Below are 25,607 nucleotides of genomic sequence, written 5' to 3' on the forward strand. Positions count from 1 at the left end.
TGCCTTCTCGATTGTTGCAGATCATAGATAATCTGGTATATTATCTACGATTGTGGACTTGAAATGATGCTAACCGAGCCCGCGCGGAAGCGCACTCGTTTTTGTGATAGATAATCTATGACTGACGTTGGCGAAAATACGACAACCGCCGGGCGCATCGCCGAGGCGATCGGCGAGCGCATCATCAGCGGCGCGTTGCCGCCGGACGCCCCGCTCCGCCAGGATCATGTCGCGCGGGAATTCCATTCCAGCCACGTCCCGGTGCGCGAGGCGTTCAGACAATTGGAGGCGCAGCATCTCGTCGTTGCTGTGCCACGGCGCGGGGTGCGGGTCGCGCCGCTTGACACCAAGTCGGTGAAGGAGATCGCCGAGATGCGCGCCGCGCTCGAGGTGGTCGCGCTGCGCAATGCGGCGCCGAAATTCACGTCGGCCCATCTGGCGCGGATCGAGGTCGCGTTGATCGAAGGCGACAATGCCGAGACGGTGCAGGATTTCGAGTTGGCCAATCGCGCCTTCCATCATGCGCTGGTGGCGCCCTGCGCGATGCCTCGGCTGCTCGCCAGCCTCGATGGCCTGCAGCTGGCAAATTCGCGATTGGTGTTCGCGATGGCGCGCAATGCCGGCTGGCGGCCGCGGCCCAGCCAGGATCATCGCGTGATCCTGCAGGCGCTGCGCGCCCGCAACGTCGAGCAAGCCTGCAGCCTCCTCGCGCGGCATATTCAAACGATCGAGCGGCTTGCCCTGCCGGCGGCGTGATCGGGATCTGCGATCCGTTAGGCGATCGCCACGATCTCCAGCTCCTGGGCGCCCGACCCGACGACGTCGCCCACGGCTTTCCCCATCAGCTGCCTCGCCACCGGCGACACGAAGGAGATCGAGCCGGCCTTTGGATCGGCCTCATCCTCGCCGACAATGCGATAGGTCTGCACGCGGCCGTCGGCGCGTCTGAACGTCACGGTGCTGCCGAAGGCAACGGCTTCGGTCGACACAGGATCGGGGACGACCTGCGCGGTGCGGAGCCGTTCCGTGAGATAGCGTGTGTCGCGCAACGGAACCGCCGACTGCCGTCGCCGTTCGTTGACGTCGTCCAGCTGCTGCGCCGTCTCATAGGCCTCGCGTGCCTCCTGGAGCTGGCGCTCCAGCGCTCTGCGTCCTGCTTCGGTCACCAGATTGGGATGTGGCGATATGGGGCGGTCCGGCAACAACGTTTCGGACGCGGTCTCGGCACTCTCTTCCTTGGTAAACGCAACGCTCAATCCGGAACTCCATCGATGGGCCGGTAGTATAGCCCCGCCGCACCCGCGCCGCTAATGCGCGATGGGATTAGACTGGATCGTCATCGCAGATTAGCTCGTTGTTCACGCATGATCCTTTCGGATCATGCGCTAGTGCGACGCCGACTGTTCCGCCTTGCCCCGACGACCAAACCGGTTCTTTACACCCTCGCGCCAGCCCTGGAAGGTGACGAACAGCATCGGCACCAGGAAGATGCCGATCGAGCTCGCGGCCAGCATGCCGCCGAACACCGCGGTGCCGACCGCACGGCGGCTGATTTCCGCGGCACCGGTCGCGACCACCAGCGGCACCAGGCCGAGGATGAAGGCGATCGAGGTCATCATGACCGCGCGGAAGCGCATTTGCGCGCCCATGGTCGCGGCCTCCGTGATCGGCTTGCCGACCTCGCGCTGCTCCTTGGCGAACTCGACGATCAGGATGCCGTTCTTGGCGGCGAGCGCGATCAGCACCACGAGGCCGATCTGGCCGTAGAGATCGAGGTTGAGGCCCACGAGCTTGATTGCGAGATACGAGCCGAACACGCCGACCGTGACCGACAGCAGCACGGGAATCGGGATGGTCCAGCTCTCATACAGCGCCACTAGGAACAGATAGGCAAACAGCACCGCGAGCGCGAGGATGATACCGGTCTGGCCGGAAGCCGCCTGCTCCTGATAGGCCGTGCCGGTCCATTCATAGGAATAGCCTGAAGGCAGCGTCGTCTTGGACAGGTCGGCCATCGTCGCAATCGCGGTGCCCGAGGACGCGCCCGCCGCCGGGCTGCCGTTCACTGTGACCGAGCGATAATTGTTGTAGCGCGTGATCACCTGCGGGCCGGTGACGATGCGCAAGCTTGCGATCGAGCGGATCGGCACCATCTCGCCGCCGGTGTTGCGCACATAGATCTGCCAGATATCGGGAATGTCGCCGCGGTCGGCCGCGTCGCCCTGCACGTTGACCTGCCAGGTGCGGCCAAACAGGTTGAAATTGTTGACATAGATGCCGCCGAGCGTGGCCTGCAGCGCGGTGAACACGTCGGCCATGTTGAGGCCGAGCGCCTGCGCCTTGGCGCGGTCGATATCGAGATAGACCGATGGGTTGGTCGCGGTGAAGGTCGAGAACACACGGGTCAGATTTGGATTGCGGTTCGCAGTACCGATCAACCCACCCATCACGCTGCTGAGGGCAGCCGGATCCTGCCCTTCCAGCGCCTCGAGCTGATATTCGAAGCCGCCGGAGGTCGAGAGCCCGATGATCGGCGGCAGGTTGAACGGCAGCACCGAGGCGGAGCGGATCTGCGATCCCGCGATGAAGGTCTGCCGGATCGCGGCCTGCACCGAGTCGGTAACGGCCTTGCGATCGGCAAACGGCTTCATGCGCGCCACCATGAATGTCGAGTTGGGCTCGCTGGCGCCGTCGAGCAGCGAGAAGCCGATGATCGACAGCACATGGTCAACCGCCGGGTTCTTCTTCAGAATCGCTTCGACCTGCTTGGTCACCTCGCTGGTGCGCGCCACGGACGCGCCGTCAGGCAGTTGCACCGCGATGAAGAAGGCGCCCTGATCTTCCTCGGGCAGGAAGCCGGTCGGCGTGATCTTCGATACGCCGAACACCGCGCCGGCGAACACCAGCACCGCCACCAGCGACAGCACCGCCACGCGAACCAGTCGTTGCACCACGCCGGCATAGCGGTCGCGGACCCAGTCGATGCCGCCCAGCACCCGTCCCATGATGCCGCGGCGCGGCCCGCCGTGACGCAGGAACACGGCGCACAACGCCGGCGACAATGTCAGCGCGTTCAGCGCCGAGATCACCATCGCGGCGCTGATCGTCACCGCGAACTGGCGAAACAGCGTACCTGATATGCCGGGAATGAACGCAATCGGCACGAACACCGAGAGCAGCACCAGCGAGATCGCGATGATCGGCGCCGTGATCTGCGCCATCGCCTTCTTGGTGGCATCGGCCGGCGACAGCTCCGGCTCCTCCTCCATGACGCGTTCGACGTTCTCGACCACGACGATGGCGTCGTCGACGACGATGCCGATCGCCAGCACCATCGCCAGCAGCGAGACCGTGTTGGCGGAATAGCCGAGCGCCAGCAGCACCGCGAAGGCGCCGATCAGGCTGACCGGAACCGCGACCGCGGGAATCACCGTGGCGCGCAGATTGCCGAGGAACAGGAACACCACGATCACGACCAGCACGAAGGCTTCGCCGAGCGTCTTCATGACTTCCTTGATCGTATCGGAGACGAAGGTCGTGGAGTCGTACTGCACGAGGTAGGTCAGCCCCGGCGGGAACCGCTCCGACAACTTCGCAAGCGTGGCCTGCACGGCCTTGGCCGTGGTCACGGCGTTGGCGCCGGGTGCGAGATAGATGCCCATCGGCACACCGGGATTGCCGTCGATCCGCGATTCCGAATCCATGTTCTGCGCGCCGATTTCGACGCGGGCGACATCCCTGATCCGCAGCACCGATCCGTCCGGATTGGCCCGTAACACGATGTCGCCGAACTGCTTGGATGTCGTCAGGCGGCCCTGGGTCTGCACGTTGAACTGGAATTGCTGGTCGTTGCTGATCGGACGCGCGCCGATGCGGCCGACCGGCGCCTGCACGCTCTGGGCACGGATCGCGGCGATCACGTCCGACGGGGCCAAATTGAGGCTGGTCAGGCGCTGGGTGTCGAACCAGATCCGCATCGAATAGTTCAGCTTGGCGAACAGCGAGGCCTGTCCGACGCCGGGCGTGCGCGAGATTGCGTCCAGCACGTTGATGATGGCGTAATTAGTGATGAACAGCGGGTCCTGCTCGCCGCTCTTGCTGTAGAGCACGATGAACTGCAGCACCGCTGAGGATTTCTTCTGCACGGTCAGGCCCTGCGCCTGCACCTCGGTCGGCAATTGCGCGAGCGCGCTCTGCACCCGGTTGTTGACGTTGACGGTGTTGATATCGGGGTTGGTGCCGAGCGCGAACGAGACCGTCAGCGTATAGCTGCCGTCATTGCCGCTGGTCGACTTCATGTAGAGCATCTTGTCGACACCGACGACCTGCGCTTCCAGCGGCTGGGCGACGCTCGATTCCACCACTTCGGCCGAAGCGCCGGGGAATACGGCCGAGACCGTGACCTGTGGCGGCACGATGTCCGGGAACTGGGCGACAGGGATTTGCATCAGCGCCAGCGCGCCCGCGATCGTGATCACGAACGCGATGACGATCGCAAGCCGCGGACGATCGACGAAGACAGCGGAAATCATGGGTTATTGCCCGTCGATTTCAGCGCGCTGCTGGCGCCGCCGTCCGCAGAAACCTTCATGCTCGACTGGATCAGCGCGCTGGCGGGCCCCGGCGCGACCACCTCACCCGGCCTGACCTTCTGCAGCCCCTCGACGATCACCTTGTCGCCGAGCGCGATGCCGCTCGTCACCGCGGCAATCGTCGATGTCGATTGCCCAACCTGGATCCGCCTTTGCTCGGCCTTGTTGTCCGCGCCGACGACGTAGACATATTCGCCCTGCTGGTCCGACAGCACCGCCGAGCGCGGGATCGCCAGCACCTCGACCGGCTGCACGCCTTCCAGCAGCACGGTCACGAACTCATTGTCGGTCAGCTCGCGGACCGCACCGCCTGCTGCGACGGATGTATAGGTCGACGGGTTGGGGATGGTGCCGCGCAAGGTGATGGTGTCGGTGTTCTGCGCGATGGTGTTGTTGACGAAGTTTAGCTCGCCGACCTTGTCGTAGAGCCGGCCGTCCGGCAGGCGCACCCGGATCACGACGGCCTTGAAGCCACCGCGCGTCGCATAGCGTTCGCGCAGATCGAGCGCCTCGCGCACCGGTACCGGGAACGTGACGTACATCGGATCCTGGCTGACGATGGTCGTCAGGGTTCCCGAGCTCGGCGTCACGACGTTGCCCTCGGTGACTGCGGTGCGTCCGATCCTGCCGTCGATCGGCGAATGGATCTCGGTGTAGTCGAGATTGATCTGGGACAGGTCGACCTGCGCCTGCGCGGCCTGCACCTGTGCCTCAAGGCTCTGTTGATTGGCGACCGCGGCGTCGACGCTCGATTGCTGGCCGGCCGGCCCGCCGAGCAGCGATTTGGCGCGGTCGGTGGTCAGCTTCGCGTTGACCAGCGTCGCCTGCAACTGGGCGACCTGCGCCTTCTTCGATGCCAGGTCGGCCTCGAATGGGCCGCGCTCGAGTTGATACAGCAAGTCGCCGGCCTTGACCTCGGCGCCCTCGACGAAGTTCCGCTTCTCAAGAAACGCCGTGACGCGCGCCACCACGTTGACGCGGTTGGGGGCCTCGATGCGTCCGAGAAATTCATTGGTTTCGGTGATCGGCCGCTTCACCGCCTCGAACACGCCCACTGCAGGGGGCCCGGGCGGTCCCGCCTGGGCATGGGCCGCCGACATCCCGATCGCCGCCAATCCCGCCGATACCAGAAGCCCTGCCAATCCACCGAGCATTCGTTCCGTACCACTCATGCTGTCCAAACCTTCGTCTACCAACAAGCTCTACGACACGGATATGACGTCGAGTTCCCTCGGACCGCAGAAGATCAGGATGGGCAAGGTGCATCACAGGAGATCATAACGCGCTAAATCCGCATCCGACAATCCCGTGACCGAAATGGTCGTTCTACACCCGCGCTCGTGACGACTACGCCCTTGTATCGCTGCGAACCGGCAGTGACGTAACCAACAGGGCACATCGGCGGCAACTGCTGTTCAGCGGCCGCCGCAATCCAGGTCGAGACTACGGGCGCGGGAACGCTGCTGTGATGCGCAGCACGGGGATTGCTGGTTCGAGCGCTTGAGTTGCGCCTTCCGGAGGCTGCCTCCATCAAGGCCTCACAACGACTATGCCGAGATACCGCCCGTTGATCGTATCGGACAAGGCGCATGTGGCGCGCTCAAGCCCGTCGATCATGACATGCGGAAGACGGATGACGCCGGCCCGCGACCAATCCGCGAAGCGGGCAAACCATTCCTCGCGTGCCGGCGGATGATCGTCAGCGCTAAAACCGCGGATGGTGATCTTCCTCAAGAGTATCTGGGTCGAATCCAGCACGACGGGCGCGGTGCGGCCAGTTCCTGCCACCGCGAGCTGACCTGACAGCGTCCCGGCGATGACGAAGCGGGCGCCTTCGCGTGCTATCGCGGCTGCGGCCTGCAACTGCTCACCCCCGACATTGTCGAGAAAGACATCGACCCCATCGGGGGCCGCCTTGTTGAGCCCAACGATAAAGGGCTCGTCCCCATCACGGATCACCACCGCGTCGTAGCCGAGTTCAGCTATCAGGCGATCCGCTTTCGCGCGCGAGCTGGTGCTGCCGATCACGCGGCCCGCCCCCAGCAAGCGAGCAATCTGCCCGGCCATCGAACCCATCGCTCCGGCCGCGCTCGATATGAAGACCGTATCGCCGTTGCAGATCCGCACGCCGCGGGTCAACGCCGCATAGGCGGTCGCTCCATGCCCGAGATAGCCGAGGTAACCCAGAGGTTCCGGCAACGGCACATCTAGCCGGAAGCATCGCACGGCGGGCAAGATGGCATAATCGCGCCAACCGAACATGTGCTGCACAGTATCGCCCGGCGAGAGGCCACTGCCGGCGGGCGCCGTCATCACTTCTCCGATCGTCTCGCCGGAGAGAACGTCGCCAGGCCGCAGCGCGGGAAGCGGCACACCGGGTATATCCTCCGCTCCCTCGCTCACCATTTGGCGGAGCGACGCGGAGACAACGAATGCGCGGTTGCGCACCAGCACCTCACCTGCGCCAGGAGTTGGCACGGGGGTCTCGGTAATTTCGAAATGTTGCGGTCCCGGCAGGCCCTCCGGCCTGATCCTCAACCTGACCTCGCGGCCGACCTCAGTCGCTGCCATGTGCAATCCTTTGACTTGACCTGTCGATGGGACAAAATTGAGCGCTTGGCTCACATTACTGGCGGAGAGGTCTGGGTGGCTACTCGCATTCCGGCAACGACGAGCAAGATGCGGAAAGCGCCGCGCCAGGCCCGTTCGCGTGCCACCATTGAGGCCATTCTCGACGCCGCCGCTCACATTCTCGGTGAGCGCGGCTGGGCCGCGACAACGACCAATGCGGTGGCGGAGAGGGCCGGCGTCAGCATCGGGTCGCTCTACCAATATTTCCCCAACAAGCTTGCGCTGGTCGAGGCAACCAGGCGTCGGCATTTCGACGAATTGCTGGCGGTGCTACGCACCGCGACCGACGACACAAAATCGCGAGCGCATCGTATCGTGGCATTTGTCGACGGCATTATCGAGGTGCATCGCCGCTTCCCTGCGGCCCACCGGGTTCTGCTGGAGGAGGCGCCGCGTGATGCAGCCAGCGCGGCCACGCATCGCCGGTTCGAGACGGAATATCGCAAGGGCTGCGAGGCGCTGTTCACCGCGAATAGGCGGGGCAACGTCGCCAATGGCGATATCGCCGCCCAGGTGCTTGCAGCGGCAGTCGCCGGCGTCGTGCACGAGGCCGCGCGGCGGGATATCTTGGCATCGCCTGTCCTGCGGCAGGAGCTGATCGCATTGGTCGAAGCCCGCCTGTCGAAGCGCCGCGCCGCCGGAGGCAAATGATCGGGGACCCACGCAACGCGCGGAGCCGGCCGAACCGAGGCTGGCCACAGCGACGATTGTCCTCACAACGCGATCGCATTCTTCAAACGCGACGTCTCTTGATAGGCCGGCGACGCCAGATGGCTGTACAGCCATGGCCTTGCGCGCTTGCCGCTCGCCTCGTGCACGCCGTTGAAGACGTCCATGTCGATCAGATGCGGATGGGCCGATGATGTATAGACGGCCTGCATTTCCGCGAACTTCTCATCCCGCCCGAGCTCGATCGCGTTTGCAGCATCGCGGCTACCGATCTCGACGAACAGCGGACACGGACAGAGCAGATACGCGAGCTCAGCGCCGGTGTATTTGGCGCGGCTGTTGGCGAAATGAATGTAGCCTGCAAGCTCGATGCCGAGGTTCTTGCTGATGGCGGACGACGTCAGGAACTTCTTCTCGTTACGCATATATCCGGAGGCGACCGTCGGCCGCATCCGCCCAGTAGCGGCTTCCAGATGCATCGCGAGAAAGGCGCCCGAGGACACCCCATAGACGCCGACATTCAGACCGGACGCTCCGGTCAGCTTCCGGCAGACGGTTTCGCCGGCGTCGATCGACGCACACGACACGTTGTGCGCGGAGACGCCATGAGATGCCAGCATCGCGGCGATGTTGTTCTGGCTCTCCTGATTTCCGATTTGGACGATGTAGGGACACCACACGACATAGCCGTCCTGGCAAAGCTGCTTGCCGAGCGCGTTCATGTAGTCCTTGTCGGCATCATCGAAGCACCGCTCCGGTGTGCTCGCCATGCCATGGCCGAGCAAGATCAATCCCTTGAACGCGCCGTCGGGAATCCCGAGGCATCCGCGCACCGGAACGCCGCATTCCAGATCGAACTCGACCTTCACGACCGAGAATCCATCCGCCGTGCCGCGCCAGAGAATCCGGATCTCGTCACGCGACGGCCGATACAGCCGCCGCTCCCGGAACAGCGACCGCATCTCCCTTCGGATGTCGGGGCCGGTGGCGACTGCGCGCAGCTTTCCTCGCGTCGCGATATCGAAGAACGACCGGCAGAACGTATCGTAGCCCAGCGCCGGCAGATCGACATTCGCGCATGATCCCTGGCAATGACTCAGCGTCAACCCGTTGCCGGTGACCGATGAGGGCCCGACCAGCGTCATCAACAATCCGGAAAGTGCCCTGCGGCTGATCATCGGCCCTCCCCGAGCCGGCGATGGCTCGACTACATATCACGGATCGCCGCCTAGCAGGCGCGACAAGTCGCGCGGATACAAATTAAAGGATGTTCATGGTCGAATGATCGCGCGCAGCGTTGCAAAGGTGTGACGCTTGCGGGCCACGCGCCGCAGCAATTTACGCCGAATACATTTCGAAACGCTTCGGAAAGATGTCCGACTGTCACGCGGGTTCAATTTCGCCACATGCGGCGATGATCATCGGGTCTTGATCTTCACGTCTTGGGCTTGACCTCGGTGACCTCGGGTCGCATCACGATGCGGCGCATGTTCGGCAAGACCGGCGTGTTCTGCGACGGCGTGATGCTCGGGATGGTCACCGACAATACATTCTACGTGCGGGTCGACGATCAGAACCGTGAGACCTTCCAGGAGGCGTCGACGAGCCCGCCGCTTAACTACGCCAAGCAGGGCGCGACCATCGATCTCGCATTCTGGCGGGTGCCGGAACGGCTGTTTGATGAGCCCGACGAACTCGTCTTCTGGGCGCAGGCCGCGCTGGCCGCCGCGCGCCGGGTGGCAGCCAAACGAGCGAGGCCCTCCGCGCCCGCGCGAAAATCGCGACCGAGCCCGGCGAAACGCCGCAATTCCCCGTGATGCGCGGCTGACGCGCACCGGGATAGCCCGGACTCGTGGCTTGGGCGGAATTGCTTTACGCAATATTTTCGCGGTCGATGGGTTTATCTATTGGGCAGTAATGTTTCCTGGAATGGCCGATGGCGAACGACCTGCACGAGCATCTGATTGAACTGGCCTATGAGGCCGCGGTCGTCCCCGAGCTTTGGCCGAATGTGCTGCATCAGGTCGGCGCGATCGCGCGGGCACGCGGTATCGTGCTGCTGACGGCAGCCCCGCGCGACGTCCGCTGGGTCGCATCCCCCGACATGCACGACGACACGGTTGCCTATGTCGAAGGCGGCTGGCACGAGCGCAACGGGCGGTTGCCGCGCCTGCTGGCGGCCAACCATGCCGGCTTCCTGCGCGACATCGACGTGTTCGATACGCCCGAGGAAGTGCAGCAGGATTTCCAGATCCGCGAGTTCTTCCGCCCACGCGGGCTCGGATGGGGCGCCGGTACCGCGATCCCGGTGCCGAGCGGCGACGTGTTGATCTACAGCGTCGAGCGCGAATACCGGCACGGACCGATCGAGCGGGAAGCGGTCGAGCAGCTCGACGCGCTGCGCCCGCATCTGGCGCGGGCGGCGCTGCTGTCGGCCCGGCTTGGAATGGAGCGCGCCAGGGCAGCAACCGAGTCGCTGGCGATGCTTGGACTGCCCGCGGCGGTGCTGCGGCGCGGCGGCCGTCTGATGACGGCCAACACGCTATTCGACCGCCTGGTGCCCGACGTGATGCAGGATCGCACCGATCGCCTGACGCTGGCGGCAGCTACCGCCGACGCGCTGTTCGCGCAGGCAGTGGCGGCGCTCGATCAGGGGCTCATCGGCGTCGAGGTCCGCTCGGTGCCGATCGCCGCACAGGACGATCGGCCGCCGCTGATCGTGCACCTGGTCCCGATGCAGGGCGCAGCGCGTGACCTGTTCGACCGCGCGCTGGCGATCGTGATCGTGACCCCGGTGGTGCCATCGGAGGTGCCGACCGCGGAAGTGCTGCAGGGCCTGTTCGACCTGACGCCGGCCGAGGCGCGGGTCGCGCGCGGCATCGGCGAAGGACGAACCGTCGAGGCCATCGCCGTCGCATTCGGCATCTCCCGCGAAACGGTGCGCAACCAGCTCAAGGCCGTGCTGGCGAAGACCGGGCTTGGCCGACAGGTGGAATTGGCCGGACTGCTCGCAGGCGCCAAGGTGCCGCCGGGTTCGTCTGCCGACTGAGACTCAAGCTGCGTTCAGACGGGCCTGGAAGAAACCGGCAACACGGTTAACGGCATCGGCCGTCATCGGATCATTGTCCGCGAAGTCGAAACCGTGGGCCTTGCCCGGATATCTGACGATCTCCGCCGCGGCGCCGACCGACTTGCCGAGCCTGACCAGCGCCTCGCCGCTGGCAAGCGGCACGTTGCGGTCGGCCTCGCCGTGCAGCTCGATCATCGGCGGCAGATGCTTGACCTGAGGCGCGATCTTGTCGGGCATGCCGCCGTACAGCACGGCGAGCGCAGACACCCGCTCGTCACGAGCCGCCGCGACCGCGGCAACGTAGCCGCCAAGCGAAAAGCCGAGCAGTCCGATCCGGCCGGAACTGTCCGCGCCCGACAGCACCGCCGATAGCACCGCCGAGACCCGCGGGGCCCAGGCCTCGAAAACGCCCGGTCTCGTAGGCCTCGCGGGCCTCGCGCGTGTTCAGCGTCCTGAATGCCTGCTCGTCGGCTGGGGTGTAGTAACGAACGAAATAAGCGTCGATGCCGTCTGCCGTCAGCGCTTTGGCATAGCGCTGATAGACCTGCGGCCTGAGATCGAAGCCGCGCGAGCCGTGCCGGACAAGCACGGCCGGCCGCTTGCCGCTGCGCTCCGAGGCAAACCGGCTGACCGTGACGCGGCCTTCGCCGGCATCGACCGTCAGCTGCTCGGCCGTCGCCGCTGCAAGCGATGACGCCGTCGCCAGGAGGGCAACGCCGCCAAGCAGGCTCCTGCGGCTGATCGCTTGCATCGAAACCTCGCCTGGACTGCGCGGCTGCCGGCCGGGCCGCGCCGCTATATCATGCCGAACCGCACGCCCGATAGAGCGTGCAACCATCCGTCGGGCCAAACCTCGGGGGCATCGCAACGGATCGCATGTTCAAACGGCGCGGGTTGCGCTAGTGATACCTCCCCCTCCTCCCACCGTGCGCCCACCCCGGCGCACGTCCAGTCAATGAGTGTATCTGAATGGCCGAAGCCGACCTCGACGCCGTCATCCGGCAAACCGCAAGAGCGCAGACCAAGGCCGTGATGGCGGCTGCCAAGAAGCGCCAGGCCGTCTGGGTCGCGCGCGCCGCCAAGGCCAAGGACAAGGAGACCAAGGCGCGCTTCCGCTTCCTGGCCAAGAGCACGATCCTGAACGCGACTGCGACCGCCAAGCGGTTGCAGAATTCCGCGGAAAACGCCGCCGACGCCTATGCCCGCGCCATGAAGAAGGCGATGGAAGAGCCGCCGCCGGCCAGCAAGCCTGCGAAGAAGAAAGCGGACGCCTAGTTAAGGAGCGCGCATGCTCACCGTTCACCATCTCGGCAAGTCGCAATCGGAACGGATCGTCTGGCTGTGCGAGGAGCTGGAGATCCCCTACGAGCTGAAGCACACCACGCGCGATCCGGTCACGATGCTGGCGCCGGCCGACTACAAGTCGCTGCATCCGATCGGCGCCGCGCCCGTCATCACCGACGGCGCCCTGGTGCTGGCCGAATCCGGCGCGGTCGTCGAGTATATCGTCGCAAGATACGGCAATGGACGGCTGACGCTGACATCGGACCATCCCGACTTCGCGCAGTTCCTGTACTGGTTTCACTTCGCCAACGGCACGCTGCAGGCGCAGATGGGCCGCAGCATGATCCTGAACCGGCTCAACCTCGCGGCCGACAATCCGATGCTGGTTGCGACCAAAGCGCGTGTCGACCGCTCGTTCGACCTGATCGAGGCGCGGGTGCGCGATGTCGAATATCTCGCGGGCGAGGCGTTCACCACGGCCGATATCATGATCGGCTTTTCGCTGACGACGATGCGCTATTTCCTGCCTTACGACCTCGGCCGCTGCCCCAACATCAGGAATTATCTCGGCCGCATCGCCGCGCGCCCGGCCTATCAGCGCGCGATGCAGAAGGGCGATCCGGGCATGGCGCTGCTGCTGACGTGAGATCGTGATGCCGCGTTACGTCGCCTTGCTGCGCGCGATCAATGTCGGCGGTACCGGCAAGCTGCCGATGACCGAGTTGAAGGCGATGTGCGCCGACGCGGGATTTGCCGACGTGCAGACCTATATCGCCAGCGGCAATGTCGTGTTCTCCTCGAAGCTCGGCGCGCCCAAGGTCAAGGCCGCGTTGGAGAAGCGGCTGCACGCCTATGCCGGCAAGCCGGTCGGCGTCGCAGTGCGAAGCGCGGACGAGATCGCCGCGGTGCTGAAGGCCAATCCGTTTCCGAAAGCGCCGCCGAACACGACCGTCGCGATCTTCCTCGACGAGCCGCCACCCAAGGACGCCCTGAAGGACATCAAGGGCCAGCAGGACGAGCAAATGCGCCTCGGCAAGCGCGAGATCTATGTCGCCTATGGCAGCGGCATGGGCCGCTCGAAGCTGAAGATCCCCGCCGCCGCCAAGGGTACCGCGCGCAACCTCAACACGATCGCGAAGCTCGCGGAACTGGCGGCCCAGAACCCGTCATCCTGAGGTGCGAGCTCTTGCGAGCCTCGAAGGATGAATCGGCCACCAGCCGGGCCGTGCATCCTTCGAGGCTCGCTCCGCTCGCGCCTCAGGATGACGGGTTAGGTGCTTCGACTCGCGGATGGGAGCAGCGTCGCTAGCTCTCCCGCACCGCAAATCCTTCGGCGCCGAGCCTCGCCAGCACCTCTTCCAGATGGGCGCGGTCGCGGGTTTCGATTACGAGCTCGAGCAGCGTCGCCTTGGCCGGCAGGTCGGAGAAGGTGCGCTGATGCGAGACCTCGATGATGTTGGCGCCGGCATCCGCAAGCAGGATCGACACCGCCGCGAGCTGGCCGGGCCGGTCGACGATGTCGAGCGCCAGCTGGGTCAGCCGTCCCTCGCGCGCTAGCTCCCGGGTCAGGACCGAGGCGATCAGCCTGGTGTCGATATTGCCGCCGGTGAGCACCAGGCCGACATTGCGGCCGGCAAAGCGGCCGGGTGCCGCGAGCACCGCCGCGAGGCCGGCGGCGCCGGCGCCCTCGACCACCGTCTTCTCGATCGAGATCAGGGTTGCGACCGCGCGCTCGATCTGGTCCTCGCTGACCAGCACGATGTCGTCGACGAGCTCGCGGACGATCCTGGTGGTGATCTGCCCGGGCGCCTTGACCGCGATGCCCTCGGCAAGCGTGTCGCCGCGCATCGGCAGCTGCTCGCCTTTGACGGCATTGTACATCGACGGATAGAGCTGGGCCTGCACGCCGACGATCTGCACCGACGGCTTGATCGCCTTGGCGGCGGTGGCGATGCCTGAGATCAGCCCGCCACCGCCGATCGGCACCACCAGGATATCGAGCTCCGGCACCGCCGCGAGCATTTCGAGCCCGATCGTGCCCTGTCCGGCAATGATCAGGGGATCGTCATAGGGATGGATCAGGATCAGGCCGCGCTCTGCGGCATGCGCGCTGACGAACGCGAAGCATTCTTCCAGCGTCTGCCCGGTGATGATGACCTCGGCGCCGTGCCGCCTGGTGTTTTCGATCTTCACCATCGGCGTGCCAATTGGCATCACGATAGTGGCGGGGATGCCGAGCCGCTTGGCGTGATAGGCGACGCCCTGGGCGTGATTGCCGGCCGACATCGCGATCACCCCGCGCTTGCGCTCTTCGGGGGACAGCGCCTGCAGCCTGTTCAGCGCACCGCGCTCCTTGAAGGTCGAGGTGAACTGCAGGTTCTCGAATTTGAGGAACAGGCGGCAGCCGCAGATTTCGCCCAGCGTACGGCTCTCGTTGAACGCCGTGACCATGACCGAATCCCGGATCACGTCGGCGGCACGGCGCACGTCGGCAAGCGTGACGTCAGCAGGAGTTACGGCGGCAGGATCGGAAGGATGCGGCATCGGGTTTCGCTTTGGACCGTTTCGTCAGACGGAACCTAGCGTGTTTCGGCGCCGAAAACGACCGCGCTATCGTGCGGTCAACACCCGTTCCTCCGGCTTGGCCGGCCCGGCCAGCTCGATCTCATCGCATTTGGGGCAAACCAACGCGGTCCGGAAATGCTTGTCGAGCACAGTGGTGCGCGTCCTGCCGCACCGACAGCGCATCGGCTTGTCCTTGGAAGATCGACCCGGGTTCGAGATGCAAGGGAAGCGTGCGCTTAGCTATCCCGATCCAGTTAACCCAATATGACGTGCCGCCGGAAAAATCAGAACAAGCCCGCGCTGAGATCGAGGCCATAGCTCGCCCTGAGCACCGCGACGAACAGGACCGCGAAGCCGAACAGCAGGACATGCCGGGCGATGCTGCTGCGAAGCGAATTGGCCGGAAACACGCGTGCGATCGATTGAGCCAAAGCAGTCATTTGCGACCTCCAGAGCCACGTCCCGAAGTTAGGTCGCGCGCAGACCCATGAGGTTCAACGCGGCTCGCGGAACGGCCGGCAGCGCACCGATGCGCTCGGCTCCGGGTTACGCTGTGGCCGTGCCCTGTTCCTGAAGCGGTGACCGACCACGATCAGCCTGCCTTCTTCGCGGATCGCAGACTCGGCCACTGGCGCAGGCGGCAGATTGTCTTGGGTGACGGCTTCCAGCGCGCGCAGGAACTCACGACCGGCCGCAGTGATCTCCCAGCCTTCGGCGTCACGCAGCACGTAGCCATTGCTAAAGATGTCGAGTTCGGGAACCCGCGACGCGAGGCGCTTGATCCGCGCATGCCAATCCTCGCCGCTCGACGAGAGGATAGCGAGGTCGTGCTTGAGTGAATCGAGCGTGGCTCTGCCGCCGACGTGACTGGCCAATATTTTTAAGATCGCAACCTGTATGCTCAACTCGACGCCTCGACCGCCACGGTTCTTTTTGTTCTGCGCAGCCGATCCGGAAATTATCGCGCTGATGACTCAGGCGTCCAGTCATCAGCGCCAGTTATCCAGAGACGGCATGACGGTATCGATTTACGCTGCGCGTGATGTGCCGACGCGGCGCTCGGGCCGCTGCGACGACATCGACTCCTTCCATATCCTGGGGCGACGGCAGTCAGCGGCATCGGCCCGAACTCGGCGTCGAGGAGACGAACCTGGTGGCCGTCGTCGATCAGGGGACCGCGGATCGACAGCAGGCCGAACGGCGGCAAATGATCGTCGGGGATCCGGCTGCCAATCGCCGGATGCGGCACGTTGATGAGAAGAATGCGCATGGATGATCGCTCCCGCTTTGGTTGGCGTGATCGTTCGTCCCCGCATCTTGTGTAAGGAGAGCCCAACCCCCGGCCGGGCTTTGAGAAGAGAGCGGCTTGCTCGGCTTGGCGCGCTAGAGGTTCGGCACCTCCGCCGGCGCGATCGCGGTCAGGCCGCCGAAACGGCGCTCGCGGCGATGGAACGAAGAGAGCGCGTCGGCGAGATCGTCGGCATCGAATTCGGGCCACATCCGCTCGGTAAAATGCAGTTCGGCATAGGCGCCTTCCCAGAGCAGGAAGTCCGACAGCCGCTTCTCGCCCGAGGTGCGGATGATCAGGTCGACATCGCGCAGGCCGGCCTCGCCGGTGATCAGATCGGCAAAAGCCTCGCGGCTCAGCTGGCCTGCGCCGGTGGCGCGAGCGGCGGCGTTCAGGATGGCGTCGCGCGCCGAATAGTCGATCGCGATGCGCAGATGCAGCGTGGTGCCGTCGGCGGTCTCGGCCTCGGCGCGCGTGATCGCGGCGGCGATGCCGTCGGGCAACCGGTCACGGCGGCCGATCACGGTGAGGCGAACGCCGTTGCGCACGAGGGCTGCGATCTCGTTGGCGAGATAGAACCGCAGCAGCCCCATCAGCGCCGTGACTTCGGCCTTCGGGCGGCGCCAATTGTCGCTCGAGAACGCGTAGAGCGTCAGCGTGCCGACGCCCTGGTCCGGCGCGGTCTCGACGATACGGCGGATCGCCTCGACGCCGGCCTCATGTCCGCGCAGGCGCGACAGGCCGCGCCGTGTCGCCCAGCGGCCGTTGCCGTCCATGATGATGCCGACGTGGAGCCGTCCGGCTACCTCCGGCTTGAGCGCGACGTTACTTTGCATCACAAAGTCTCCGGAAAAAAATGGGATGATCAAATCGGCTGGATACCGAGGCGGCGAGACCTGCCTTGGTCTTTGCCGGCGGCGCTGGCCGCGTCGCGCACCAGCTGCTCGAGCACGGCGAGATAGTCGAGGAAGCGGCGGCGGCCGCTCTTGGTCAAACGGCAGGTGGTGTGCGGGCGATTGCCTTCATAGCCCTTGATGACGTCGACGAGGCCGGCCTCCTGCAGCACCTGCAGATGCCGGCTGAGATTGCCGTCGGTCAGGCCGCAGAGCTGCTTGAGATCGGCGAAGGCGAGCCCCTTCGGATGCGCCATCAGCGAGGTCAAAAGGCCGAGCCGCGCCTTCTCGTGGATGACGCGGTCGAGGCCATCATAGGCGAATGGCGCGGTGGTCATGTCAGTCTTCGGCATCATTGCCTCCGGAAGCGAAATACAACAGTGCTGCGAGCAGCAACTGGCCGATCGCGAATGGCAGGCCCATGGTCCAGGGCGACAGTGCGTGGCTCTGGCTTGCGATCAGCAGCACCGTGAAGCCCGACAGAAAATACCAGGCGCCGCCGAGCGCGATCGTGCGCGGCAGCAGCCGGACCGAGGCGAACACCCCGAGGCTGACCAGCACCTGCCACAGGCCGGGCAGCATCCACAGCGTCTCGGGCGCGAATTTCCATTGCAGGATCGCGAGCAGCACGCCGGCGATCACAGCGGGAACGAACTGCTCGATCGCCTGCTGAACCATCGCATCCGCAAGGCCCGAATGATGCCGCCGCGAGCGCGCCTGCATCTCGATCCAGATCAAGACCGCAGAGAGCAACGCGGCAGCGGCCCAGCCCGCGAGGAACACGATCGGATGATGAGTCGGATCATCGAGCCAGAGATATTGCGCAAGCGCCGTGACCAGCGCGATGCCGCTGGTGGCGGCGACCGTCGCCGGACCGTAGCCGCGGAACGCGGTTCCGGCCGCAATCTGGCTGCGGATCGCGAGAATATCGGCCAACGCCTTGTCGAGGTCGCGCATGTTTTGCCCGCACTTTGTAATGCAAAGTATACGGGATCGCCAAGTAAACGCAAGCGGCATCGCGCGGCGTGCCGAGCGTGATGTTTAACGGCCGGTCGCCGCGCGGATTGCGGCGAAACCGTGCCGCCTCAGACCTTCACCAGACTCGCAAAGCCGCCATAGATCATCCGCTTGACGTCGAACGGCACGTCGCCCGTGCCCATCGACGCCAGCCGAGGATCGGCCATCACCTTGGCGTTGATCCTGTCGCGCTGGGCGCGCGACTTGTAGGTGATCCAGGCGAACACGACGGTTTCGCCGGCCTTCAGTTTCACGCTCTGCGGAAACGAGGTCAGCTTGCCCGGCTTGACGTCGTCGGCGACCCATTCGCGATAATCCAGCGCGCCATGCTCGCGCCAGACCTTGCCGGCCTTTTTCGAGAGCTGCGCATAGGCCTTGAGCTTCTTCTTCGGCACGGCGACGACGAAACCATCGACGTAAGGCATTGGCGTCTCCTGTTGTTTGGTTTCGCCGTCATTGCGAGGAGCAGAGCGACGAAGCAATCCATCTCGACGCTTGCGGCGCGATGGATTGCTTCGCTTCGCTCGCAATGACGATCAGGAGTGACAGCAGGATGCCTGAACCGGCGCCGGTTGGTACTGGTCACGTAGCCGCACCCAATCCATCGGATAGGGCAAGCCCTCCTCGTGACGGCCGAGCGGCGTCAGGTCGAGGTAGTGATAGGCCGCATTCATCATGTCGAGGCCGCGCGCGAAGGTCGAGTAAGTGTGGAACACGCTCCCCTTGTCGTCGCGGAAGAACACGCTGATGCCGGGCAATTCGGGACCATAGAGCGGTGTCGTTCCATAATTGTATTTCGCCTCCCCCGCATCGATCTGCCCTTGGGTGAACGACACACCGTAGTCGTAATTGAAGTCATTGGCGCCCGAGGACACCCAGTCGAAGGTCCAGCCCATCCGCTGCTTGAAGGCCTCGAGCTTGGCCAGCGGCGCCCGCGAGACCGCGACCATCGTGGTGTCGCGCGCGGCGAGATGCGGAACCATGCGCTCGAAGCCGTCGACCCAGAACGAGCAGCTCTTGCAGGCTGCATCCCATTCCGGCGCAAACATCACGTGTTGCACCACGAGCTGCGGCCTGCCCTTGAAGAGATCGCCGAGCGTCACCTTGCCGCCAGGCCCGTCGAACACATAGTCCTTGTCGACCTTCACCCAGGGCAGTTCACGGCGCTGCCGGCTCAGCGCCTCGCGGGCCTGAGTCAGCTCCTTCTCACGGGCCATCAATGCCTTGCGGGCTGCGATCCATTCATCGCGCGAGACGACCTTGTGCTGTTGCATGAGATGCTCCTTTGCGGTTCAGGCGTCGACGTACTGTGCCAGATTGCCGAGGAATTCGGCCCAGCCGCGCTGGTGGTTGTCGCGCGCGGTCTCGTCGACGAACTGCGCGTGATGGAATGTGAGCAACGTGCCGCCGGCGTCGGGCTTGATCGACACGGTCACCTCGGACTCGCGTTCCGGCGTCGAATGCCAGGCCCAGCTGAACACCAGTCTCTCGTTCGGCACCACCTCGCGATAGACGCCGCCGACCTCGTGATATTCGCCGTTCGTGCCGGTGAACTTGATCCGGTAGCGGCCGCCGACACGGACATCGAGCTCGGCCTGCGTCGTGCCGGGCTTGACTTGGCCCGGGCCGAACCACTGCACTAGGTTTTCCGACTCGGTCCACGCGGCGTAGACTTTTTCCGGCCGGGCACGGAGGCGCCGCGTGAGGGTGAGGCTTGGACGCGCGGCAAGGCCGGCGTCGGCTGCGACTGCGGATTTAACTGCCATGGGTCTTCCTCCACAAAAGCGGCAAGGCGGTCGAGATTGTCGGACCAGAATTGCGCATAGCGATTGAGCCAGTTCATCGCCTGCTCCATCGGCCGCGCGGTGAGCCGGCATGCCACCGTGCGGCCGGTCTTTTCGCGGGCGACTAGGCCGGCATCCGTGAGCACGTCGAGATGCTTCATGATCGCCGGCAACGACATCGAGAATGGCTGCGCCAGCTCGCTCACCGACAGGCTTTCCCGCTCGCCGAGCCGCGCCAGAAGCGCGCGGCGGGTGGGGTCGGAAAGCGCAGCAAAGGTGCGGTCCAGCGTCTCGTCTTGATACTTAACCATACGGTTTGGTATAGGCGTAATCGGCAGGACGTCAAGCGCCCGGCTTCACGATCACGTCAATGCCGGGGCGCCACGACGCCGGATAGTTGGGACGATCGCGGGCGGAGAGCAGAAGCGCCCTCCCAGCCGGCGGCTACTGCCGATGGTGCCGATGCCGATGACGGTGCGGCCGAGGCTGCTCCGGCTGGAGCTGCTCGCGAAACAGGACGCGCGGATTTTCTCCGCAAGCAAGAAAACGTCCGGACACGCTCGCAAGGCACTGATCGTAGGTCTGGTAGGCGCATTCGCCGGGATAGCCGAGGCTCGGGCCCTGTGCGCACCACGGGTAATCATAGGGATCGGCGGACGCGCGATCGATGCTGGCCGCACCGGCAACCGTCATCGTTACCAACACCAGCACTGCCAATCGTGATACGCGCATAATCTCACCCGTTCCGGTTCTCAAGAGGCCGCAGTCAATCAGGCGCGGCATAACCGGTATGGTTCCTGAAGGCCACTTTATTCCGCATCAAGGCCGGTCAACTTTGCAGCCGGGTGCAGGACAAGTCCGCGCTCGCGGCCGGACTCGTCCCGCCCGTTCAGTGTGAGACTACTCGACCTTGAGGCCGGCGAACTCGACCACCTTCTTCCACTTGTCGGTCTCGGCCTTGATGTCGTTGCCAAAGGCGTCCGGCGTCTGGATCAGCGCGTCGCCGCCGAGCTCGACCAGGCGCTTCCGCATATCGGGTTCGGCGAGAACGGCGTTGATCTCGGTGTTGAGCTTGGCGATCAGCTCCTTCGGCGTGTTCCTCGGCGCGCCCATGCCGAACAGCGCGCTTGCTTCATAGCCCTTCACGGTCTCGGTGATCGCCGGCACGTCCGGCAATTGCGCGGAGCGCTGCGTCGTGGTCACGCCGAGCGCGCGCAGCGAACCGGAGCGGATGTGCTGGATGATCGAGGGCATGTTGTCGAAGATCACCTGCACCTGGCCACCGAGCATGTCGGTGATCGCGGGCGCCGCGCCGCGATACGGCACGTGCTGCATCTTGCAACCGGTCATCGACATGAACATCTCGCCGGAGAGGTGCACCGAGGTGCCGTTGCCGGAAGAGGCCATGTTCACCTTGCCGGGATTGGCCTTCACATACTCGATGAACTCGGTGACGGTCTTCGCCGGCACGTCCTTGTTGACGGTCATCACGTTCGGCACGCGGTTGAAGGAAGCCACCGGCGCGACATCGCGCACGAAATTGAACTTCAGATTGGCGTAGAGCGAGGCGTTGATGTAGTTCGCCGGATTGACCAGCAGCACGGTGTAGCCGTCCGGCTCGGCATTGATCGCAGCTTCGGTGGCGATATTGTTGCCGGCGCCCGGCTTGTTCTCGATCACGAACTGCTGGCCGAGCTTCTCCGACAGCCGCTGCCCGATCAGGCGCGCGATGATGTCGGTGGCGCCGCCCGGCGGATAGCCCACGATCCAGCGCACCGGTCGCGCCGGATAGTCGGCAGCCGAAGCGCGGCCGATCGCGAATGTCGAAATCCCCGACCCGATCAGGCCCAGCGCGGCGCGGCGTGAAATCATGAAGTCTCTCCCAATCCCGCAGAGTTTGACCCCTGCCCGTTTCTGTTGCGTTGCGTGCGGCGCGGTTTTAACAAACAATGTCCGAAGCGGCCAGTGCGACACGTGCGACACCGACCGCGACGAAAGGCTAAGCCTCGGCTCTGCATCAGACCGAAGCGTTGAATTCTTGTTTGAGACTCTGGACCGAAGAGGATCGATCATGTCCGTCAAGGTGAATGGGCTCGACCATCTCGTGATCAACGTCACCGATGTGGTGCGCTCGGTTGCCTGGTACAGCAGGATCCTTGGCATGGAGGTGAAGGTGTTCGACCCCGGCAACGGCAAGGCACCGCGCACCTCGCTGGTGTTCGGCAACCAGAAGATCAATGTGCGGCCGCGCGACGCCGACAAGGTGGAGTGGTTTACCGCCGATCATGAAGCGGCCGGCAGCGACGATCTCTGCTTTCTCACCTCGAGCACACCCGAGGCGGTGGTCGCACATCTGAAGGCCCATGGCGTCAAGATCGAGGAAGGCCCGGTGGCCAAGCAGGGCGCGCGCGGCACGCTGCGCTCGGTCTATTGCCGCGACCCCGATGGCAGCCTGATCGAGATCTCTTCGTATGAGAGGGATCCGGGCTAGCTATCGTTCGTCATTTGCCGGCGAACCATTCGCGCGAGTGCGCGCCCGACGACAGGCCGCGCGAATAGATCCATCCGTTCCGTGCGGCGGAACGGAATTGCTTCGTCGCGCCAGCGCAAGATGACTTTGCAAATGCCGATTTGCTCTCGGCGCACGCCGATGGCAGAACTGGTCCCAACCAAGATCAATGGCGGCCGGCAAGGCTGCGCGGGAGGACATATGACGACTTCACAGCCAGTGCCGGGCATCGTCGGACCGCTTGCGGGGCTCGACGTGCCATGGCTGCTCAGGATGCGCGCCGAGGTGCGCCGCGATCATCCGTTCCTGATCTGGGCGCCGTTCGATGCGCCGGCGCTGCGCTGGAGCTACGGCGAATTCCATGAGCGCGTCGGCGCCCTCGCGGCGGGCCTCGCCAGGCGCGGCATCAAGCAGGGCGACTATGTCCTGATCCATCTCGACAACTGCGTCGAGGCGATCATGTCGTGGTTCGCCTGTGTCGAGCTTGGCGCCATTGCCGTCACCACCAACACCCGCTCGGCTGCGGCCGAGATCGACTACTTTGCCGGCCATTGCGGCGCGGTCGCCGCGATCACCCAGCCGGCCTATGCCGAATTGCTATCGGCCAACTGCAAGGAGTTGCGCTGGATCGCGGTGACTTCGCATGATGCGGGCCAGCCGCCGGCACAGGCGCCCGCGCGCGGCGACAGCTTTGACGCGCTGTTCGCCGACAGCGCCGACCGACCGAAGCGCCCGATCGATCCGCTCGCACCGTGCAGCGTGCAATACACCTCGGGGACCACGTCGCGGCCGAAAGCGGTGCTGTGGACGCATGCCAACGCGCTGTGGGGCGCCAAGATCAACGCCGCGCATCAGGACCTGCACGCGACCGACGTGCACCAGACCTATCTGCCGCTGTTCCACACCAACGCGCTGGCCTATTCGATGCTGGCAAGCCTGTGGGTCGGCGCCACCTGCGTGATCCAGCCGCGCTTCTCGGCGAGCCGGTTCTGGCCGGTGGCGCTCGAGCACGGCTCGACCTGGACCTCGACAATCCCGTTCTGCATCAAGGCGCTGCTGGAGCACGAGGTTCCGAAGAACCACAAATTCAGGCTCTGGGGCACGGCCGTGAACGAGCCGCCGGCATTCGCCGTGTTCGGCATCAAGATCATCGGCTGGTGGGGCATGACCGAGACCATCACCCACGGCATCATCGGCGAGGTCGACCAGCCGAACCCGCCGATGTCGATCGGCCGCGCCGCGCCCGAGTATGAAATCCGCATCACCAACGATGATGGTACGCCGACCGGCGTCGGTGAGACCGGCAATCTCCTGATCAAGGGCATTCCCGGCCTGTCGCTGTTCGCCGAATATCTGCACAACGAGAAGGCGACGCGCGAGAGCTTTGACGAGCACGGCTATTTCATCACCGGCGACCGCGTCACGATGCTGGAGCGCGGCTATATCAGGTTCGGCGATCGCTCCAAGGACATGCTCAAGGTTGGCGGCGAGAATGTCGCGGCCTCCGAGATCGAGCAGGTGATCGCGGTGGTGCCGGGCGTGCGCGAGGCCGCCGTCGTGGCGAAGAAGCATCCGATGCTGGACGAGGTGCCGGTCGTCTTCATCATCCCGCAAACCGGCGTCGCGGCGCTGCCCGCCGACCTGCACGACAAGGTCATGACCGCCTGCCGCTCCGCGCTGGCCGACTTCAAGGTGCCGCGGGAAATCCGCTTCGTCGACGAGATGCCGCGCTCGACGCTGGAGAAGGTTGCGAAGGCGGAGTTGAGGAAGATGCTGGAATAGGAACGGCCCCTTGCCTCGCCGTCATTGCGAGCAACGACGAAGCAATCCACCGCTCAGCATAGGCTGAGGTATGGATTGCTTCGTCGCTTCGCTCCTCGCAATGGCGCGAAGTTCTCAATTCACCTCGAACCGGATGGGCAGCTTCTTCGGGCCATTCACAAAATAGGCTTGCGTCATCCTCACCTCGCCGGCGAGGCTGAGTGATTTCAGGTGCGGCAGCAGTTCCTCGAACAGGATGCGCATCTCGAGCTTGGCCAGGTACTGCCCGAGGCAGAGATGCGCGCCATAGCCGAACGCGACATGGCGGTTCGGCTTGCGGTCGCTGCGGAAGCGATCGGGATCCTCGAACACGTCCTCGTCGCGATTGCCCGAGGCGTAGCACAGCATCAGCCAGTCGCCCTTGGCGATTTTGCGGCCACCGAGTTCGGTATCCGCGGTGGCCGAACGCATGAAATGCTTGACCGGCGTCATCCAGCGGATCGCCTCGTCGACCAGGCCCGGGATCAGTTCCGGGTTGGCCTTCACCTTGGCGAACTCCGCGGGGTCCCTGGCCAGCGCCCAGATCGCGCCCGCGGTCGAGGATGAGGTGGTGTCATGGCCCGCGGTCGCGACGATCATGTAATAGCTGGTTTGATCGTGCTCCGGCATGTAGTCGCCGCCGATCTTCGCATTGGCGATGACGGTGGCGAGATCGTCGCGCGGGTTCCGGCGGCGATCCTCGGTGATCTTGCGGAAGTACGCGGAGAAGTCGGCGATGATCGCCTGCAACATCGCCGAGACCTGTTCCGCGCTCAATGCCTCGCGGACGCGTGCGGTGTCGGGATCCTGCGGGCCGAACAGCTCCTGCGTCAGCTTGAGCATGCGCGGTTCGTCCGCCTCGGGCACGCCGAGGATCTCCATGATGACGTGCAGCGGATAGCCGAGCGCGACGTCCTCGACGAAATCGCAGGCACCGCCCCGCTCGAGCATGCGCTGCACCGTGGCACGCGCGATCTCGCGGACGCGGCCCTCGAACTTGCCGAGATTGGCCGGCATGAACCAGCCCTGTGTCAGCGCGCGGTATTTCGGATGGTCGGGCGCATCCATCTGCACCAGCGAGCGCACCAGATTGGGCCCGCCGGTGATCTTGCGCACCCGCTCCTCGAGCGCCTGCGTCGTCAGCGTGGTCGGACGGTCGGCGTTGTGGAACAGGTCGTTCTGCCGGCTGATCGCCTGGATATGCGCGTGCTTGGTCACCACCCAGAACGGATCGAAGCGGTCGGGCCGCGCGATGCCGAGCGGGTTGTTGGCGCGCAGCCAGCGATAGCTGTCGTGGACGCGGTCGTCGGCATAGGCGACGGGATCGACGAGGGTTTCCGCGATGTCGGCGGGGATATCGAGATCCCCGGTCGCTGTCGTGTCCATGATCGTCCTCACCTGCCCAAGCATCGGTCGCGCCGATGATCGCCGAAATCTAGGCGGAGGCAAGGAGGACGACTTGCGTTGATTGGCTATGCGTCGCGCCGCACGCGCTATTGCGCGGC

General features: G+C 64.8%; 29 protein-coding genes and 1 pseudogene. 9 read left to right on the forward strand and 21 right to left on the reverse strand.

Going from position 1 to position 25,607, the window contains the following annotated elements:
* Nucleotides 1–117 precede the first annotated feature (117 nt).
* Complete coding sequence (locus ACVW1C_RS18410) at nt 118–756, forward strand: GntR family transcriptional regulator (protein WP_456759641.1); 639 nt, start codon at nt 118–120, stop codon at nt 754–756.
* A 17-nt stretch (nt 757–773) separates the two neighbouring features.
* Here ACVW1C_RS18410 and greA read toward each other — a convergent pair whose 3' ends face one another.
* The 4 genes from greA to ACVW1C_RS18430 form a co-directional block, all read right to left on the reverse strand.
* Nucleotides 774–1,256, reverse strand: a complete 483-nt coding sequence (gene greA, locus ACVW1C_RS18415) for a transcription elongation factor GreA (protein WP_456759642.1) — start codon at nt 1,254–1,256, stop codon at nt 774–776.
* A gap of 129 nt (nt 1,257–1,385) precedes the next feature.
* Nucleotides 1,386–4,532 carry an efflux RND transporter permease subunit gene (locus ACVW1C_RS18420; RefSeq protein ID WP_456759643.1) on the reverse strand — a complete coding sequence of 1,049 codons (3,147 nt, stop codon included), beginning with the start codon at nt 4,530–4,532 and terminating at the stop codon, nt 1,386–1,388.
* The gene (locus ACVW1C_RS18425; protein WP_456759644.1) at nt 4,529–5,764 is read right to left on the reverse strand and encodes an efflux RND transporter periplasmic adaptor subunit; all 1,236 of its coding nucleotides are present in this window, start codon (nt 5,762–5,764) and stop codon (nt 4,529–4,531) included. The genes ACVW1C_RS18420 and ACVW1C_RS18425 overlap by 4 nt, the downstream gene beginning before the upstream one ends.
* A 358-nt stretch (nt 5,765–6,122) precedes the next feature.
* The gene (locus tag ACVW1C_RS18430; RefSeq protein WP_456759645.1) at nt 6,123–7,163 is read right to left on the reverse strand and encodes an MDR family NADP-dependent oxidoreductase; all 1,041 of its coding nucleotides are present in this window, start codon (nt 7,161–7,163) and stop codon (nt 6,123–6,125) included.
* A gap of 75 nt (nt 7,164–7,238) precedes the next feature.
* Here ACVW1C_RS18430 and ACVW1C_RS18435 point away from each other — a divergent pair, with 75 nt between their 5' ends.
* The gene (locus tag ACVW1C_RS18435; protein WP_456759646.1) at nt 7,239–7,874 is read left to right on the forward strand and encodes a TetR/AcrR family transcriptional regulator; all 636 of its coding nucleotides are present in this window, start codon (nt 7,239–7,241) and stop codon (nt 7,872–7,874) included.
* A 62-nt stretch (nt 7,875–7,936) separates the two neighbouring features.
* Here the strand turns inward: ACVW1C_RS18435 and ACVW1C_RS18440 are convergent, their stop codons facing one another.
* Nucleotides 7,937–9,070 carry a hypothetical protein gene (locus ACVW1C_RS18440; protein WP_456759647.1) on the reverse strand — a complete coding sequence of 378 codons (1,134 nt, stop codon included), beginning with the start codon at nt 9,068–9,070 and terminating at the stop codon, nt 7,937–7,939.
* A 279-nt stretch (nt 9,071–9,349) separates the two neighbouring features.
* Between ACVW1C_RS18440 and ACVW1C_RS18445 the strand changes: the two genes are divergently transcribed.
* Entirely contained in the window at nt 9,350–9,709 is a 360-nt protein-coding gene (locus ACVW1C_RS18445) for a TfoX/Sxy family protein (protein ID WP_456759648.1), read from the forward strand.
* 119 nt (nt 9,710–9,828) lie between these two features.
* Nucleotides 9,829–10,941, forward strand: a complete 1,113-nt coding sequence (locus tag ACVW1C_RS18450; protein ID WP_456759649.1) for a helix-turn-helix transcriptional regulator — start codon at nt 9,829–9,831, stop codon at nt 10,939–10,941.
* 3 nt (nt 10,942–10,944) lie between these two features.
* Here the strand turns inward: ACVW1C_RS18450 and ACVW1C_RS18455 are convergent, their stop codons facing one another.
* Both ACVW1C_RS18455 and ACVW1C_RS18460 read right to left on the reverse strand, forming a co-directional pair.
* Nucleotides 10,945–11,337, reverse strand: coding sequence for a dienelactone hydrolase family protein (locus ACVW1C_RS18455; protein WP_456759650.1), 393 nt, complete (start codon nt 11,335–11,337; stop codon nt 10,945–10,947).
* Entirely contained in the window at nt 11,237–11,713 is a 477-nt protein-coding gene (locus ACVW1C_RS18460) for a hypothetical protein (RefSeq protein WP_456759651.1), read from the reverse strand. Before ACVW1C_RS18460 ends, ACVW1C_RS18455 begins: the two co-directional genes overlap by 101 nt.
* A 218-nt stretch (nt 11,714–11,931) precedes the next feature.
* Here ACVW1C_RS18460 and ACVW1C_RS18465 point away from each other — a divergent pair, with 218 nt between their 5' ends.
* From ACVW1C_RS18465 to ACVW1C_RS18475, 3 genes are read left to right on the forward strand one after another with little or no spacing between them, the layout of a single operon-like run.
* Complete coding sequence (locus tag ACVW1C_RS18465) at nt 11,932–12,237, forward strand: hypothetical protein (RefSeq protein WP_176534744.1); 306 nt, start codon at nt 11,932–11,934, stop codon at nt 12,235–12,237.
* Nucleotides 12,238–12,250: 13 nt separating this feature from the next.
* The gene (locus tag ACVW1C_RS18470) at nt 12,251–12,892 is read left to right on the forward strand and encodes a glutathione S-transferase family protein (RefSeq protein WP_456759652.1); all 642 of its coding nucleotides are present in this window, start codon (nt 12,251–12,253) and stop codon (nt 12,890–12,892) included.
* Between the two features lie 7 nt (nt 12,893–12,899).
* Nucleotides 12,900–13,421 carry a DUF1697 domain-containing protein gene (locus tag ACVW1C_RS18475; RefSeq protein ID WP_456759653.1) on the forward strand — a complete coding sequence of 174 codons (522 nt, stop codon included), beginning with the start codon at nt 12,900–12,902 and terminating at the stop codon, nt 13,419–13,421.
* 130 nt (nt 13,422–13,551) lie between these two features.
* Here the strand turns inward: ACVW1C_RS18475 and ACVW1C_RS18480 are convergent, their stop codons facing one another.
* The 13 genes and pseudogenes from ACVW1C_RS18480 to ACVW1C_RS18540 all read right to left on the reverse strand — a co-directional run bounded on the left by ACVW1C_RS18480 (nt 13,552) and on the right by ACVW1C_RS18540 (nt 21,665).
* A complete protein-coding gene (locus ACVW1C_RS18480; protein ID WP_456759654.1) occupies nt 13,552–14,790 on the reverse strand; it encodes a threonine ammonia-lyase in 1,239 nt (412 codons plus the stop codon).
* Between the two features lie 305 nt (nt 14,791–15,095).
* Nucleotides 15,096–15,251 (reverse strand): response regulator, encoded by a 156-nt coding sequence (locus ACVW1C_RS18485; protein ID WP_456759655.1) that lies wholly within the window; start codon nt 15,249–15,251, stop codon nt 15,096–15,098.
* Nucleotides 15,252–15,305: 54 nt separating this feature from the next.
* Entirely contained in the window at nt 15,306–15,686 is a 381-nt protein-coding gene (locus ACVW1C_RS18490) for an aminoacyl-tRNA deacylase (RefSeq protein WP_456759656.1), read from the reverse strand.
* Between the two features lie 227 nt (nt 15,687–15,913).
* Nucleotides 15,914–16,081: pseudogene (locus tag ACVW1C_RS18495) on the reverse strand (magnesium-protoporphyrin IX monomethyl ester cyclase); the annotation flags it as partial.
* Between the two features lie 113 nt (nt 16,082–16,194).
* Nucleotides 16,195–16,935: a di-trans,poly-cis-decaprenylcistransferase gene (locus tag ACVW1C_RS18500; RefSeq protein ID WP_456759657.1), complete on the reverse strand. Its 741-nt coding sequence runs from the start codon at nt 16,933–16,935 to the stop codon at nt 16,195–16,197.
* 29 nt (nt 16,936–16,964) lie between these two features.
* On the reverse strand, nt 16,965–17,345 hold the full coding sequence (locus ACVW1C_RS18505) for a transcriptional regulator (protein ID WP_456759658.1): 381 nt from the start codon (nt 17,343–17,345) through the stop codon (nt 16,965–16,967).
* The gene (locus tag ACVW1C_RS18510) at nt 17,332–17,949 is read right to left on the reverse strand and encodes a hypothetical protein (RefSeq protein WP_173640000.1); all 618 of its coding nucleotides are present in this window, start codon (nt 17,947–17,949) and stop codon (nt 17,332–17,334) included. Before ACVW1C_RS18510 ends, ACVW1C_RS18505 begins: the two co-directional genes overlap by 14 nt.
* Before the next feature lie 128 nt (nt 17,950–18,077).
* Nucleotides 18,078–18,434 carry a DUF1428 domain-containing protein gene (locus ACVW1C_RS18515; protein WP_176534735.1) on the reverse strand — a complete coding sequence of 119 codons (357 nt, stop codon included), beginning with the start codon at nt 18,432–18,434 and terminating at the stop codon, nt 18,078–18,080.
* 111 nt (nt 18,435–18,545) lie between these two features.
* Entirely contained in the window at nt 18,546–19,283 is a 738-nt protein-coding gene (locus tag ACVW1C_RS18520) for a DUF899 domain-containing protein (RefSeq protein WP_456759659.1), read from the reverse strand.
* Nucleotides 19,284–19,301: 18 nt separating this feature from the next.
* Nucleotides 19,302–19,649: an SRPBCC family protein gene (locus ACVW1C_RS18525; RefSeq protein WP_456759660.1), complete on the reverse strand. Its 348-nt coding sequence runs from the start codon at nt 19,647–19,649 to the stop codon at nt 19,302–19,304.
* The gene (locus ACVW1C_RS18530) at nt 19,649–20,104 is read right to left on the reverse strand and encodes an ArsR/SmtB family transcription factor (RefSeq protein ID WP_456759661.1); all 456 of its coding nucleotides are present in this window, start codon (nt 20,102–20,104) and stop codon (nt 19,649–19,651) included. Before ACVW1C_RS18530 ends, ACVW1C_RS18525 begins: the two co-directional genes overlap by 1 nt.
* Nucleotides 20,105–20,237: 133 nt before the next feature.
* Nucleotides 20,238–20,576 (reverse strand): DUF3551 domain-containing protein, encoded by a 339-nt coding sequence (locus ACVW1C_RS18535; protein ID WP_456759662.1) that lies wholly within the window; start codon nt 20,574–20,576, stop codon nt 20,238–20,240.
* Between the two features lie 117 nt (nt 20,577–20,693).
* On the reverse strand, nt 20,694–21,665 hold the full coding sequence (locus ACVW1C_RS18540; RefSeq protein WP_456759663.1) for a Bug family tripartite tricarboxylate transporter substrate binding protein: 972 nt from the start codon (nt 21,663–21,665) through the stop codon (nt 20,694–20,696).
* Between the two features lie 199 nt (nt 21,666–21,864).
* Between ACVW1C_RS18540 and ACVW1C_RS18545 the strand changes: the two genes are divergently transcribed.
* Entirely contained in the window at nt 21,865–22,284 is a 420-nt protein-coding gene (locus ACVW1C_RS18545) for a VOC family protein (protein WP_456759664.1), read from the forward strand.
* A gap of 219 nt (nt 22,285–22,503) precedes the next feature.
* A complete protein-coding gene (locus ACVW1C_RS18550; RefSeq protein ID WP_456759665.1) occupies nt 22,504–24,084 on the forward strand; it encodes an AMP-binding protein in 1,581 nt (526 codons plus the stop codon).
* 114 nt (nt 24,085–24,198) lie between these two features.
* Here the strand turns inward: ACVW1C_RS18550 and ACVW1C_RS18555 are convergent, their stop codons facing one another.
* The gene (locus tag ACVW1C_RS18555; protein ID WP_456759666.1) at nt 24,199–25,488 is read right to left on the reverse strand and encodes a cytochrome P450; all 1,290 of its coding nucleotides are present in this window, start codon (nt 25,486–25,488) and stop codon (nt 24,199–24,201) included.
* Between the last annotated feature and the right edge of the window lie 119 nt (nt 25,489–25,607).

This window comes from Bradyrhizobium sp. USDA 4011 (assembly GCF_054063415.1).

What these genes read in the sequence shown, in the direction of transcription:
- ACVW1C_RS18410 (WP_456759641.1), top strand. Translation starts at nt 118, where the DNA reads ATGACTGACGTTGGCGAAAATACGACAACCGCCGGGCGCATCGCCGAG.
- ACVW1C_RS18420 (WP_456759643.1), bottom strand. Translation starts at nt 4,532, where the DNA reads ATGATTTCCGCTGTCTTCGTCGATCGTCCGCGGCTTGCGATCGTCATC.
- ACVW1C_RS18425 (WP_456759644.1), bottom strand. Translation starts at nt 5,764, where the DNA reads ATGAGTGGTACGGAACGAATGCTCGGTGGATTGGCAGGGCTTCTGGTA.
- ACVW1C_RS18430 (WP_456759645.1), bottom strand. Translation starts at nt 7,163, where the DNA reads ATGGCAGCGACTGAGGTCGGCCGCGAGGTCAGGTTGAGGATCAGGCCG.
- ACVW1C_RS18440 (WP_456759647.1), bottom strand. Translation starts at nt 9,070, where the DNA reads ATGATCAGCCGCAGGGCACTTTCCGGATTGTTGATGACGCTGGTCGGG.
- ACVW1C_RS18450 (WP_456759649.1), top strand. Translation starts at nt 9,829, where the DNA reads ATGGCGAACGACCTGCACGAGCATCTGATTGAACTGGCCTATGAGGCC.
- ACVW1C_RS18460 (WP_456759651.1), bottom strand. Translation starts at nt 11,713, where the DNA reads ATGCAAGCGATCAGCCGCAGGAGCCTGCTTGGCGGCGTTGCCCTCCTG.
- ACVW1C_RS18465 (WP_176534744.1), top strand. Translation starts at nt 11,932, where the DNA reads ATGGCCGAAGCCGACCTCGACGCCGTCATCCGGCAAACCGCAAGAGCG.
- ACVW1C_RS18470 (WP_456759652.1), top strand. Translation starts at nt 12,251, where the DNA reads ATGCTCACCGTTCACCATCTCGGCAAGTCGCAATCGGAACGGATCGTC.
- ACVW1C_RS18475 (WP_456759653.1), top strand. Translation starts at nt 12,900, where the DNA reads ATGCCGCGTTACGTCGCCTTGCTGCGCGCGATCAATGTCGGCGGTACC.
- ACVW1C_RS18480 (WP_456759654.1), bottom strand. Translation starts at nt 14,790, where the DNA reads ATGCCGCATCCTTCCGATCCTGCCGCCGTAACTCCTGCTGACGTCACG.
- ACVW1C_RS18485 (WP_456759655.1), bottom strand. Translation starts at nt 15,251, where the DNA reads ATGACTGCTTTGGCTCAATCGATCGCACGCGTGTTTCCGGCCAATTCG.
- ACVW1C_RS18500 (WP_456759657.1), bottom strand. Translation starts at nt 16,935, where the DNA reads ATGCAAAGTAACGTCGCGCTCAAGCCGGAGGTAGCCGGACGGCTCCAC.
- ACVW1C_RS18505 (WP_456759658.1), bottom strand. Translation starts at nt 17,345, where the DNA reads ATGCCGAAGACTGACATGACCACCGCGCCATTCGCCTATGATGGCCTC.
- ACVW1C_RS18510 (WP_173640000.1), bottom strand. Translation starts at nt 17,949, where the DNA reads ATGCGCGACCTCGACAAGGCGTTGGCCGATATTCTCGCGATCCGCAGC.
- ACVW1C_RS18515 (WP_176534735.1), bottom strand. Translation starts at nt 18,434, where the DNA reads ATGCCTTACGTCGATGGTTTCGTCGTCGCCGTGCCGAAGAAGAAGCTC.
- ACVW1C_RS18520 (WP_456759659.1), bottom strand. Translation starts at nt 19,283, where the DNA reads ATGCAACAGCACAAGGTCGTCTCGCGCGATGAATGGATCGCAGCCCGC.
- ACVW1C_RS18530 (WP_456759661.1), bottom strand. Translation starts at nt 20,104, where the DNA reads ATGGTTAAGTATCAAGACGAGACGCTGGACCGCACCTTTGCTGCGCTT.
- ACVW1C_RS18535 (WP_456759662.1), bottom strand. Translation starts at nt 20,576, where the DNA reads ATGCCGCGCCTGATTGACTGCGGCCTCTTGAGAACCGGAACGGGTGAG.
- ACVW1C_RS18540 (WP_456759663.1), bottom strand. Translation starts at nt 21,665, where the DNA reads ATGATTTCACGCCGCGCCGCGCTGGGCCTGATCGGGTCGGGGATTTCG.
- ACVW1C_RS18545 (WP_456759664.1), top strand. Translation starts at nt 21,865, where the DNA reads ATGTCCGTCAAGGTGAATGGGCTCGACCATCTCGTGATCAACGTCACC.
- ACVW1C_RS18550 (WP_456759665.1), top strand. Translation starts at nt 22,504, where the DNA reads ATGACGACTTCACAGCCAGTGCCGGGCATCGTCGGACCGCTTGCGGGG.
- ACVW1C_RS18555 (WP_456759666.1), bottom strand. Translation starts at nt 25,488, where the DNA reads ATGGACACGACAGCGACCGGGGATCTCGATATCCCCGCCGACATCGCG.